Origin of the sequence: Stutzerimonas stutzeri, from assembly GCF_000952685.1 — a bacterium.
Classification (GTDB): Bacteria; Pseudomonadota; Gammaproteobacteria; order Pseudomonadales; family Pseudomonadaceae; genus Stutzerimonas; species Stutzerimonas stutzeri_E.
Window position 1 is genome coordinate 37,745 of record NZ_JYHV01000020.1, and the last position, 12,606, is coordinate 50,350.

A 12,606-nucleotide genomic window follows, 5' to 3' on the forward strand; every position below is an offset into this window, starting at 1 on the left:
GACGATAGAGGCATACCCCCTCCCTGAGTTGCGGTCGGCCAACCCTGGTGTGACGAAGTTGCCGAGCCGCGCATAGCCTGTCGCTCGGCAAATGAATTAAAGTCGTGACCGTCGAGCGCCCGCCCAGACACGCCCCAGCAGAAGAGCCCCGCGATGGACCACCGTGAAGCAATAGTCGCGCTGCGACAGTTTCTTTCAACTCAGATTCTTGGCCAGGAACGGCTCATCGAGCGGCTGCTGATCGCATTGCTGGCCGACGGCCATTTACTCGTCGAAGGCGCCCCGGGCCTGGCCAAAACCCGCGCGATCAAAGAACTGGCAGGCGGCCTCGAAGCCGAGTTCCATCGCATCCAGTTCACCCCCGATCTGCTTCCAGCCGATATCACCGGAACGGAGATCTACCGTCCGGAAACCGGCAGCTTCGTTTTTCAGCAGGGCCCCATCTTTCACAACCTGGTGCTGGCCGACGAAATCAACCGCGCCCCGGCGAAAGTGCAGTCGGCGCTGCTCGAAGCCATGGCCGAGCGCCAGGTCAGTGTCGGCCGCAGCACCTACGACCTGTCGCCGCTGTTTCTGGTGATGGCCACGCAGAACCCCATCGAACAGGAAGGCACCTACCCCCTGCCCGAAGCGCAGCTCGATCGCTTCCTGCTACATGTGAAGCTCGGCTTCCCCGATGCCTCAGTGGAGCGACGTATTTTGCAGCAGGCCCGTGGCGAGGCCATTCACGGCGAGACACCGCCCGACCACCGTGTCTCGCAGCAGGCGATCTTCGCCGCGCGCAAGGAAATCCTCGGCCTGTACATGGCCGATGCGGTGGAGGAATACCTGGTGCAACTGGTGATGGCGACCCGCACCCCCGCCAAGTTCGACGCCGAGCTGGCCGGCTGGATCGCCTACGGTGCCAGCCCCCGTGGCTCGATTTCGCTGGATCGCTGTGCCCGCGCCCACGCTTGGCTCGCGGGCCGCGACTTCGTCAGCCCGGAAGACATTCAGGCCATGCTATTCGACGTGCTGCGCCATCGCCTGATTCTCTCGTTCGAAGCAGAAGCCGCCGGCATCGACCAGGATCGGGTGCTGCAGCGCATCCTCGACGTCGTGGCGGTGGCCTGATGCACCCCTTGCCGTCGGTCGCCCGCCACGCTCCGCCTTCGCCCGGCGAGGGAGTTCACGTGAGCCTGGCCGAGCTGATCGATATTCGTCATCGGGTTCGCGAAGTCCCGTTGTTCTCCAGTCCGCACCGTCGCAGTCCACTGGTCGGGTTGCATCATTCGAAGCTCCGCGGACGCGGGGTGGACTTCGATCAGGTGCGTATCTATCAGGCGGGCGATGATGTCCGCACCATCGACTGGCGGGTAACGGCGCGCACTCAGGAACCGCACACCAAACTGTTCCACGAGGAGCGCGAGCGGCCCATTTATATCCTTGTGGAACAGAGCTCGCGATTGTTCTTCGGTAGCGGCCTGGCCTTCAAATCCGTGCTCGCCGCGCAGGCGGCGAGTCTGGTCGGCTGGGCCGCACTGAGCCATAACGACCGTGTCGGTGGGCTGGTGTTCGGCCACGGCGAACACCATGAGATCAAACCTCGACGCAGCAAACAGAGTCTGCTTCAACTACTCGATCGTCTGGCCCGCGCCAACACCGGGTTGAGTACCGACCAGAGCAGCGATGCGGATGCCTTCGGGCTGGCATTGAGACGCGCTCGCGAAGTGCTGCGTCCCGGCAGCCTGGCGGTGATCATCTGTGACGAGCGCGCCCTGAGCGATGCCGCTGAACAGCAGCTGAGCCTGCTCGCCCGCCACGTCGACCTGTTACTGGTCCCGGTATTCGATCCGCTCGACCATGCCTTACCTGCCGCCGGCCTGTTGCGCTTTGCCCAGTTCGGCGCGCGGTTGGAACTGGACAGCCACGATGCGGCCATCCGCCAGGCCTACCGACTCCAGGGCGAAGCCCGCACCGCCCGCTGGCGGCGCCTGGCCGATCGTCTGCGGCTGCCACTGATGCCGCTGGATACCCAGCGTGATCTGGTCGACCAGCTACGCGAGCACCTCAGCGTGCAACATCCCGGAGCGCATCGATGAGTTCCCTTGATCAGCTCGAGCCGCTGATCGCACCCGCCCCGATCAGTGGGTGGCCTCCGGCGCCCGGCTGGTGGTTCGTCGCCGCGCTGATGCTCAGCGTACTTCTGCTACTGCGTTTGCGCCCATGGCAACGGCGACAACGAGCGAAAGTCGAAGCCGAAGTGACCGTCGACCCCCAGCGGCAGATCGCATTGGACGAGCTCGCTCAGTTGAACAAGCCCTACGGGGGCCAGCCGGCCAATCAGTGGCTGCAGCAGCTCAACGGGCTGCTCAAACGCCTCTGTCGCACCCGCTATCCGGACGATCACCCGCATACGCTCAGCGGCCGTGCCTGGCTGGCGTTTCTCGACAGTCGTTGCCCGGCAGCCGGCCTGACGCGCTGGATGGTGCTGGTCGAAGGGGTTTACCGCGCCGAATGCCAACTGGACGACAAGGCCATCCAGGGTTTGGAGCAGGCCGTGCAGATCTGGATTCGCAAGCATGTTTGAGCTGGCGTGGCCGTGGATTTTTCTCCTGCTGCCGCTACCCTGGGTGTTGCGCTGGCTGCTGCCGGCCGCCGACAGCGGCGATGCCGCGCTGAAGGTCAGTTTCATCGGAGAACTGGAACCGCTGGCCGGCCGTCGCGCCGGCGTCGCGCTTCCCGCGTGGCGTCAACAACTTCCCTATCTGGTGGTCTGGTTGCTGCTGTTATTGGCCGCCGCCCGGCCGCAATGGCTCGGCGAACCCCTGCCGCTGCCCACCAGTGGTCGTGATCTGCTGCTGGCTGTAGACGTCTCCGGCTCGATGGACTACCCGGACATGCAATGGGAGGGCGACGAGGTCAGTCGGCTGGAACTGGTCAAGCATCTGCTCGGCAATTTCATCATCGAGCGGCGTGGCGACCGCGTCGGACTGATTCTCTTCGGCAGCAAAGCCTACCTGCAGGCACCGCTGACCTTCGACCGACAGACCGTGCGCACCTGGCTCGACGAGGCCGCGATCGGTATCGCCGGCGGCAACACCGCCATCGGCGATGCCATCGGCCTGGCGATCAAGCGTCTGCGCGAGCGTCCGGCGCAAAGCCGAGTGCTGGTGTTGATCACGGACGGTGCCAACAACGGCGGAGAGCTCGACCCGCTGCTGGCCGCTCGCCTCGCTGCAGAAGAAGGCGTCAGGATACATACCATCGGCATTGGCTCTGATGCGGAGGCTGGCGGCGTACTTCAGCGCTTCGGCTTCGTGGGTGCCGAGCTGGACGAACCAACCCTGCGGGCAATTGCCGAGCGAACTGGCGGCGATTACTTCCGAGCACGCTCGAGCAGCGAGCTGAAGGCCATTGGCGACACGCTCGATCAGCTCGAACCGGCCGCACAACAGCCGGCCCAGGCACGCGTCGCCGATGCGCTCTACGTCTGGCCACTGTCAGCGGCATTGTTGATCAGCCTGCTGCTGGTGGCGAACAGCCTCTGGAGGCCGGCATTGCAACGCCTCATCTGGCGCGGGGAGCAGCTGTGATCGACGCGCTGCCCCACGTGCTCAGGCCCTTCTGGCTGTTGATCCTGCCGCTACTCGCCTGGCTGCTGTGGCGACTCTGGCATCGTCAACGGCAGATTGGCCGCTGGCAGCGCCTGTTGCCCGAAGCCTTTCATGCTGCGTTGCTGACACGTGGCAAATTGCGCAACAGCAGGCGTCCCTGGCTGCTGCTCGGTACGGCCTGGCTGCTTGCCTGCGTGGCGCTGCTGGGGCCGAGTTGGCAGCATGCCGAACAGCCCAACCTGTCACGTGTCGATCCGCTGGTGATACTGCTGGAAACCACGCCGGCCATGCTCGCGGCCGATGTCCGCCCCAATCGCCTGGAGCAGGCCAAGCGCAAGATTCTCGATCTGCTGCACACGCGTGACGATGCCCAAACCGCGGTAGTTGCATTCGCCGGAAGCGCCCATACCCTGGTGCCGCTGTCCAACGATATCGCCACGACGCAGAACCTACTGGATGCCCTCCAGCCTGACCTGATGCCGGAGCCCGGCCACCGCGCGGAGCTGGCCGTGGCGCATGGCATCGAACTCCTTGCACGAGGGGCGAATGGGCGCGGTCGGTTGCTGTTGATCGGCAGCAGCCTGAACGAACAGGAGCGCACCGCGATTCGTAGCGTGCTCGAGGACAGCGATCAGCAACTGCTTATTCTGGGCGTCGGTACCGCGCAAGGCGCCCCCATCGCCAACGAAGATGGCAGCTTCCTCAAGGACGAAACGGGCGCCATTCTGATCCCACGGTTGGATGACGGCGCGATGCGCCGCTTCGCGAACAGCATCGAAGGCCGCTATCAGCAGGCACGTATCGATGACAGCGACTTAGCAGGCCTCGGTTTGCTGGAGCGCAGCGGCGCGCTAGTGACTCAGGATGACTCGACCCGTCTCGATACCTGGCTCGATCAAGGCTACTGGCTGCTGTTGCCGCTGCTGTTGCTGGCCGCGTGTGGAGGGCGCCGCGGTTGGCTTTTCTGCCTGCCGCTGTTGATCGTCATACCGCAACCCGCCAGCGCACTGAGCATGCAGGACCTATGGCTACGGCCGGATCAGCAAGGCATGCGACTGCTGGAAGCCCAACGTCCAGCCGAGGCAGCGGAGCGCTTCGAAGACCCTCAATGGCAAGGCTACGCCCGCTACCAGGCGGGTGACTTTGCCGGTGCCGCCAAGCAGTTCGCCAAAGGCGATACCGCAGCGGACCATTACAACCGTGGTAATGCACTGGCGCGCAATGAGGAACTGGAAGCGGCCATAGAAGCCTATGATCAGGCATTGGAGCTCGACCCGGAGCTGGAACCGGCCCGTCGCAACAAGGCCACCGTTGAAGCCGCCCTGCGTCAACGTCAGGAGCAAGAGCAGACCTCGAATGATCAGCCCGCGCAGGATGAACCGCCAGAGGCTCGCCAAACCGAGCAGAAGTCATCGAGCAACAGCGCCACTGCTGCTCAGCCTGACGCGCCCGACGCATCCGGCCAGGACGATTCCAGCAAGGGCAACGATGCAGCAGACGGCGCGCCAACCGAATCCCCTGTACCAGACGAACAGGACGAAGCAGACGAAGCGCTTGCTCAGCCCCGGGAAGCGCCTTTCGATCCCGAGCAGGACCAAGCGATGAACCAGTGGCTGCGCAAGATTCCCGACAACCCCGGCGAGCTGCTGCGCCGCAAATTTCTTTACGAACAACGCAAGCGCCAGGAAATGAATCGATGAAGCGGCTGACGGCACTGGTGTTTTTGCTCCTGCTCGGTTTCCAGGCGAATGCCGCTGCGTTGATCGCCCGGGTCGACCGCACGCAATTGAGCCTGGACGAAATGGTCGAGCTGACACTCGAAACCGCGGACGCCACCGTATTCGGCAAACCCGACCTGCAGCCACTCGAGGGTCTCTTCAAGGTGCTCGGTACCCGTCAGGACAACCAGCTATCCGGGGCCAACGGCGAGGCGCGCGCAATCACCCGTTGGCTGATCACCTTGCAGCCCCGGCAAACCGGCTACGTGATCATTCCACCGCTGCAGCTGGGCGACTGGCGCAGCGAGCCGATCACCCTCAACGTCACCGAACCCAGCCCCGGGGGTGGCGACACGCTCGCCCCGATATTCATCGACTCCAGCCTCGATCACGACAGTGTCTATGTACAAGCGCAGGTGGTGCTGACCCTACGCATCTACCATTCCGTATCGCTCTATGACGACAGCACGCTCTCGCCCTTGAAGATGAGCGACGCGTTGGTCGAGCGGCTCGGCGAGCCGCGGACCTACGAAAAAGACATCAACGGCATTCGTCATGGCGTGATCGAAATCCGCTATGCGCTGTTTCCGCAGAAAAGCGGCACGCTGAGTATTCCTGCTCAGCTGTTCAGCGCAACTACGGTCGCCGGCAACGGCGACTACTATGGCTCTCGCTTCGGCAAATCCACTCAAGTGAAATCGCCGGAGATCCCACTGCAGGTCAAACCCAAGCCGGCCGAATACCCCGCCGATGCCCCCTGGCTCCCGGCGACCAATCTGACCCTGGTCGAAGCCTGGAGCCCGCAGCCGCAGGATGCACAACTCGGCGAGGCGCTGACACGCAGCCTGCTGGTGAAAGCAGAGGGTCTGTCCAGTGCGCAGCTGCCCCCGGTCGAATCGCCAACGGTTCCAGGACTGCGCCGCTATCCCGACCAACCGAGCCTGAACGATGCGGTCAGCGAAGATGGCGTCAACGGCAGCCGCGAACAGCGTGAGGCGCTGGTGGCGACGCGAGCCGGTGATCTTGTTCTGCCGCCCGTGGAGCTGGTCTGGTGGAACACGGTCGAAGACCGACTGGAGCGCAGCGCACTCCCCGAACGAGCGCTGCAGATTGCAGACAACCCCGAGCTTCAGCAGCCCTCGCAAGAAAACGCCGATACACCGCAACCGCAAGCCCAGGCGCACCGGCTGTGGCCATGGCAGCTGAGCAGCGCCGTGCTGGCCCTGACCACCCTGCTCGGTTTCGGCCTATGGCTGCGAGCCCGCAGTCAGCCGGCGGTGATTCGCACCGTTCAGAGCGGCCCCACGCCCCGCAGCCTGCTCGACGACCTCAAACGCGCATGCCTGGCCAACGATACCCAGGCGACTCGTCACGCGCTCGACGCCTGGGCGCGTCAGCAACCTGAAACCTTGGCCGACATGGCCGCACGCTTCGTCCCTTTATCAGACGCACTCGATGGCCTGAATGGTGCGCTCTACAGCGAGACCGGCCAGCGCTGGCAGGGTGAAGCGCTGTGGCAGGCCATCCAGAGCCTGCCGACTGCGCAGCCCGAAACCAGCGAGCAGGAAACCGGCGCCTTGCCACCGCTATATCCACGCTAACCCTCATCGCTGCGCCAGGCAGCCTGAGCACATCGGGCCGGTCGCTGAAGCACAAGCAGGCACCCGGAAGCACCGGTGGGCTTGCATCGATGCTCACTCCTTTGGCATGTGGCTTGCTTTGTCTCGCATATGATTTCCCTGCGCGCCGATCGCTGCTCCACGGCGATACGCGATACGCGATACGCGCGCCCAGCATTGCCAAAGGTCCTGCCAGCATGCCCCATCCCAACACACCCTCGCGACCTGATCCGCTGGCCTGGGTCGCAGGCAGCGATGCACCGGAAAAACGCGTCGTCAACCTAGGCTTCATGGCTCTGACCGATGCCGCCTCACTGATCGTCGCTGCCACCCAGGGCTTCGCGCAGCCTTACGGCCTGACGCTCAATCTGCAGCGCCAGGCGTCCTGGTCCAACGTGCGTGACAAGCTGATCGAGGGTGAACTGGATGCTGCCCACGGTCTGTACGGGCTGATCTATGCAGTCCATCTGGGCATTGGCGGTAGCGCACCGGTGGACATGGCGGTACTCATGGGCCTGGCCCAGAACGGCCAGAGCATTAGCCTGTCGAGCACGCTCAAGGCGGCGGGCGTGACCGATCCGGAGGCACTCAGTACGTGCGTGCGCCAGAGCGGTGCAAAACTCACCTTGGCCCAGACCTTTCCCACCGGTACCCATGCCCTCTGGCTCTATTATTGGCTGGCAGCCAATGGCATCCACCCATTGAAAGATGTGCGCACCCTCGTGGTGCCGCCCTCGCAAATGGTTGCGCACCTGCGTGCACGACGCATCGACGGCTTCTGCGCCGGGGAGCCGTGGGGCGCTCAAGCGATTCAGGAGGACATGGGGTTTACGCTGGCGACAAGCCAATCGATCTGGCCCGACCACCCGGAAAAGGTTCTGGGCTGCACCCGTGCCTTTGTCGAGGAGAATCCCAACACCGCCCGCGCGCTGGTCATGGCCGTCCTCGAGGCGAGCCGCTTCATCGACGAGAGCCAGGAGAATCGGCGCAGCACCGCGCACCTGATCGCCGGCAGCGAGTACGTCGATGCACCGGTAGCGGCCATCGAGCCGCGTTTTCTCGGCCAATATGAGGACGGCCTTGGCCACGCCTGGTTGGACAAACATCCACTTCGCTTCTTCGGTAACGGTGAAGTGAACATGCCCTACCATTCCGACGGTCTGTGGTTCATGACCCAGCTACGGCGCTGGGGCCTGCTGCGCGAAGACCCCGACTACCTTGCCGTAGCGCAGAGCGTGCAGCAGACCAGTCTCTATCGCGATGCGGCGACAGCGCTGAATATCCCCCTGCCCGATACCCTCATGCGCAGCGCCGTTTTGATGGACGGCAGCCGCTGGGATGGCAGCGACCCGGCCGCCTACGCCCGCAGTTTCGCCCTGCATGCTTTGGCGGATTCCGCCGTGCCTCCAGTACTCTGCTAAGGGAGACAGCCATGCTTCGCGTCCTCCTGATCGACGACACCCCACGCAAGGTCGGCCGCCTGCGAACCGCCCTTATAGAAGCCGGCTTCGAGGTTATCGAGGAATCCGGCCTGACCATCGACCTTCCCGAGCGGGTCGAGGCCATACGCCCCGATGTGGTACTGATCGACACCGATTCCCCCGGCCGCGACGTGATGGAGCAGGTGGTGATGGTCACCCGCGACCAGCCCCGCCCCATCGTCATGTTCACCGACGACAGCAACCCAGACGCCATGCGCCAGGCGATCCGCGCCGGCGTCAGCGCCTACATCGTCGAAGGCATCCAGGCCCAGCGCCTGAAACCCATCCTCGATGTCGCCATGGCCCGCTTCGAGAGCGACCAGGCGATCCGCGCACAGTTGCATGCACGCGATCAGCAACTGGTCGAACGCAAGCGCATTGAACTGGCCAAGGGCATGCTGATGAAGATGCGCAGCTGCAACGAGGAAGAGGCCTACACCCTCATGCGGCGCCAGGCCATGAGCCGCCAGCAGAAGCTTATCCAGGTGGCCGAACAGATCATCGCGATGAACGATCTGCTGGGCAGCAATTCAGGCTAGCAGCACCGGCTCCTGACACGACAACGAGCCCCGCCAACTTGGCGGGTTTTGTTTTTTTTGCAGAGTCGCAGACAAGTCCTCAGGGCGATTTGGCGCGCGTTCCGCCCTGAACCAAAACGGCGCTTCATCGGCTCGTCACTGCACGGCAATCGGGCCAGCCACGACCTCGCAGCCGGCTGAACGCTCTGACGACACCGTATCGAGCGTACCGCATCTTATACAAGCTACTGATTTTTATAGAAATAAAAATAATAAAAGGAAAATCAAGCGCTCTGGCAAGCCGCTTGCTACTTCCCCATTACCACGTCTTCGGGTCGCCAACGGCGGTGATCGGGACGAATTGACAAAGGCGTCAACGGTGCTCGCTCTGCTCATGCAGAGGCGGCGTCCGTTACGCCTTTTTTCGTTTCGCGATTGAGGGATAAATCATGCGCAAGACCCGCCGTACACTGCTGAAGACCCTTGTGGCCAGCGTGGGCTGCTCCGCCCTGCTGCAGTTGGTGCCGATGACCGCCTGGGCGGCCGAACCGGAAAAGGAAGAACTCAAGCTCGGCTTTATCAAGCTCACCGACATGGCACCCCTGGCGATCGCCTACGAGAAGGGCTTTTTCGAGGACGAAGGCCTCTACGTCACGCTTGAGGCCCAGGCGAACTGGAAGGTCTTGCTGGACCGCGTCATCGACGGCGAACTGGACGGCGCGCACATGCTCTCCGGCCAGCCAATCGGCGCCACCATCGGCTTCGGCACCAAGGCGGAGATCATCACGGCCTTCACCATGGACCTCAATGGCAACGCCATCACCTTGTCCAACGCGATCTGGGAGCAGATGAAGCCCAACGTGACCATGGTCGACGGCAAACCGCAGCATCCGATCAAGGCCGACGCGCTCAAGCCGGTGATCGAGCAGCTCAATGCCAGCGGGAAATCGTTCAACCTGGGCATGGTGTTCCCGGTTTCGACGCACAACTACGAGCTGCGCTACTGGCTCGCCGCCGGCGGTATCCATCCTGGCTACTACGCACCGAACAAGGGCGACATCAGCGGGCAGATCGACGCCCAGGCGTTGCTCTCGGTAACCCCGCCACCGCAGATGCCCTCGACCATGGAAGCCGGCACTATCCATGGATACAGCGTCGGCGAGCCTTGGAATCAGCAAGCGGTGTTCAAGGGCATCGGCGTGCCGGTGGTGGCCGACTACGCGATCCGCAAGAACATGTCGGAAAAGGTCTTCGGCGTCTCCAAGGCCTGGGCCGAAGCAAACCCCGAAACCCACAAGCGTCTGGTCAAGGCGCTGATCCGCGCCGGCAAATGGCTCGATGAAGACAACAACGCCAATCGTCAGGAAGCGGTGGAAATTCTCTCTCGCCCCGAATATGTCGGCGCCGATGCCAAAGTCATCGCCAACTCCATGACCGGCACCTTCGAGTTCGAAAAAGGCGACAAGCGCGACGTGCCGGACTTCAACGTGTTCTTCCGCTACCACGCGACCTACCCCTACTACTCCGACGCCATCTGGTACCTGACGCAGATGCGCCGCTGGGGACAGATCGCCGAGGCCAAGCCGGACAGCTGGTATCTGGACATGGCCAAGCGCGTCTACCACCCGCAAATCTATCGCGAGGCCGCGGCGGAGCTGATCGCCGACGGCCTGCTCAACGCGAGCGACATACCGCCGCCCGACGAGGACGGTATCCGCGAGCCGCTGGCCGACACCATCGACGGCATCACCTACGACGGGCACACGCCCAACGCTTACCTCGAACAGTTCGCGATCGGCCTGAAAGGCGATACCACGCTCTGATTCCGCCCATGGGAGCCGTTGCGGCTCCCGATACCCGGAGAGGACATGTCAATGAGCAATCCCGCCGTCGCAAAAAGCATTAAGGAAACGCTTGAGGCAGGTCGTCAGGCCCGGCTCAAACGCTGGCTGCCGCAGGTGATCATGCCGCTGGTAGGCATCTTCGCCTTCCTGCTGTTCTGGCAGTTGGTGGCATCGAACATCCAGACCAGTCTCGGTCAATTTCCCGGCCCGAGCCAGGTGGCCGAGCAGTTCAACGGGCTGGTCGATGCCCATATCGAGTCGCAGGAAAAAGCCGAAGCCTTCTACCAGCGCCAGGAAGAACGCAACGCCGCGAAACTGGCGAAGAACCCCGACGCCGACGTGAAGATCCGCCCATACACCGGCAAGCCGACCTTTTTTGGACAGATCATCACCAGCCTCTACACGGTGATGACCGGCTTTGTCATCGCCTCGCTGATCGCGGTCCCGCTGGGCATCGTCTGCGGTTTGAGCAAGACGGTGTACAGCGCGGTTAATCCGCTGATCCAGATCTTCAAACCGGTGTCGCCGCTGGCCTGGCTGCCGCTGGTGACCATGGTGGTCAGCGCCGTGTACATCAGCGAAGACCCGCTGATGGCGAAATCCTTCGTTACCTCAGCGCTTACAGTCGCGCTGTGTTGCCTGTGGCCGACGGTGATCAACACCACGGTCGGCGTGGCCAACCTCGACAAGGACCTGCAGAACGTCAGCCGGGTGCTGCGCTTGTCACCGCTGAGTCATGTACGCCGCATCGTCCTGCCCGCCGCCATTCCGATGATCTTCACCGGCCTGCGCCTGTCGCTGGCGACCGGCTGGATGGTGCTGATTGCCGCGGAAATGCTGGCGCAGAACCCCGGTCTCGGGAAATTCATCTGGGACGAGTTCCAGAACGGCAGTTCCAATTCGCTCGGCCGAATCATGGTCGCGGTGATCGTCATCGGCCTGATCGGCTTCGCCCTGGATCGCATCATGCTGATGCTCCAGCGCCGCGTGAGCTGGGACAAGAACGCAGACCTGCGCTGAGGAATCACCATGAACAATACCCATCTCGAACTCACCGCCGTCGGCATCAGCTTCCCCACCGACAAGGGCCTCTATCGCGCCCTGCAGAACGTCAACCTGCGCATCGCCAAGGGCGAATTCGTCTCGCTGATCGGCCACTCCGGCTGCGGCAAGTCGACGGTGCTGAACATCGTCGCCGGGTTGTATCAGTCCACCACCGGCGGCGTCATTCTCGACGGCCGTGAGGTCAACGAGCCCGGCCCGGAGCGCGCCGTGGTGTTCCAGAACCACAGCCTGCTGCCCTGGCTCTCCTGCTACGAGAACGTCGAGCTGGCGGTGCGGGAAGTCTTCAAGGGTCGCAAAAGCCGGCGCGAGATGCGCGACTGGATCGAGCACAACCTCGAGCTGGTGCACATGACCCACGCCCGCGATAAACGCCCGAGCGAGATCTCCGGCGGTATGAAACAGCGCATCGGCATCGCCCGCGCGCTGGCCATGCAGCCCAAGGTGCTGCTGATGGACGAACCCTTCGGCGCCCTCGATGCGCTGACCCGCGCGCATCTGCAGGACTCACTGATGGAGATCCACGCCGACCTCGGCAACACGGTGATCATGATCACCCACGACGTCGACGAAGCGGTGCTGCTCTCCGACCGCATCGTGATGATGACCAACGGGCCCTCCGCAACCATCGGCGAGACCCTGCGCGTCGACCTCAAGCATCCGCGCGACCGCATGAGCCTGGCCCACGACGCTCAGTACCACGCCTACCGGGCGCAGGTTCTGGAGTTCCTTTACCAGCGCCAGCAGCGGCCGGCGGCCTGACAACTC

11 protein-coding genes are annotated in these 12,606 nt (G+C 63.4%); all 11 read left to right on the plus strand.

Translation table 11 applies throughout. The annotated features are described in order from the left end of the window. The first annotated feature begins 153 nt into the window (after nucleotides 1–153). The 11 genes from UF78_RS12030 to UF78_RS12080 all read left to right on the plus strand — a co-directional run bounded on the left by UF78_RS12030 (nucleotide 154) and on the right by UF78_RS12080 (nucleotide 12,600). A complete protein-coding gene (locus tag UF78_RS12030; RefSeq protein ID WP_025242170.1) occupies nucleotides 154–1,113 on the plus strand; it encodes an AAA family ATPase in 960 nt (319 codons plus the stop codon). Continuing rightward, nucleotides 1,113–2,081, plus strand: coding sequence for a DUF58 domain-containing protein (locus UF78_RS12035; protein WP_045162456.1), 969 nt, complete (start codon nucleotides 1,113–1,115; stop codon nucleotides 2,079–2,081). The genes UF78_RS12030 and UF78_RS12035 overlap by 1 nt, the downstream gene beginning before the upstream one ends. Next, nucleotides 2,078–2,569, plus strand: a complete 492-nt coding sequence (locus UF78_RS12040) for a DUF4381 domain-containing protein (RefSeq protein WP_045162457.1) — start codon at nucleotides 2,078–2,080, stop codon at nucleotides 2,567–2,569. Before UF78_RS12035 ends, UF78_RS12040 begins: the two co-directional genes overlap by 4 nt. After that, nucleotides 2,562–3,575 (plus strand): vWA domain-containing protein, encoded by a 1,014-nt coding sequence (locus UF78_RS12045; RefSeq protein ID WP_045162458.1) that lies wholly within the window; start codon nucleotides 2,562–2,564, stop codon nucleotides 3,573–3,575. Before UF78_RS12040 ends, UF78_RS12045 begins: the two co-directional genes overlap by 8 nt. Beyond that, entirely contained in the window at nucleotides 3,572–5,296 is a 1,725-nt protein-coding gene (locus UF78_RS12050) for a VWA domain-containing protein (protein WP_045162459.1), read from the plus strand. The genes UF78_RS12045 and UF78_RS12050 overlap by 4 nt, the downstream gene beginning before the upstream one ends. Continuing rightward, nucleotides 5,293–6,915 carry a BatD family protein gene (locus UF78_RS12055; RefSeq protein ID WP_045162460.1) on the plus strand — a complete coding sequence of 541 codons (1,623 nt, stop codon included), beginning with the start codon at nucleotides 5,293–5,295 and terminating at the stop codon, nucleotides 6,913–6,915. The genes UF78_RS12050 and UF78_RS12055 overlap by 4 nt, the downstream gene beginning before the upstream one ends. A 215-nt stretch (nucleotides 6,916–7,130) precedes the next feature. After that, nucleotides 7,131–8,354 (plus strand): CmpA/NrtA family ABC transporter substrate-binding protein, encoded by a 1,224-nt coding sequence (locus UF78_RS12060; RefSeq protein WP_045162568.1) that lies wholly within the window; start codon nucleotides 7,131–7,133, stop codon nucleotides 8,352–8,354. 11 nt (nucleotides 8,355–8,365) lie between these two features. Next, nucleotides 8,366–8,953, plus strand: a complete 588-nt coding sequence (locus UF78_RS12065; protein ID WP_045162461.1) for an ANTAR domain-containing response regulator — start codon at nucleotides 8,366–8,368, stop codon at nucleotides 8,951–8,953. A gap of 428 nt (nucleotides 8,954–9,381) precedes the next feature. Further along, nucleotides 9,382–10,755 (plus strand): CmpA/NrtA family ABC transporter substrate-binding protein, encoded by a 1,374-nt coding sequence (locus UF78_RS12070; RefSeq protein ID WP_045162462.1) that lies wholly within the window; start codon nucleotides 9,382–9,384, stop codon nucleotides 10,753–10,755. A 51-nt stretch (nucleotides 10,756–10,806) separates the two neighbouring features. After that, on the plus strand, nucleotides 10,807–11,796 hold the full coding sequence (locus UF78_RS12075) for an ABC transporter permease (RefSeq protein WP_155397638.1): 990 nt from the start codon (nucleotides 10,807–10,809) through the stop codon (nucleotides 11,794–11,796). A 9-nt stretch (nucleotides 11,797–11,805) separates the two neighbouring features. After that, on the plus strand, nucleotides 11,806–12,600 hold the full coding sequence (locus UF78_RS12080) for an ABC transporter ATP-binding protein (RefSeq protein ID WP_045162464.1): 795 nt from the start codon (nucleotides 11,806–11,808) through the stop codon (nucleotides 12,598–12,600). The last annotated feature ends 6 nt before the right edge of the window (nucleotides 12,601–12,606 follow it).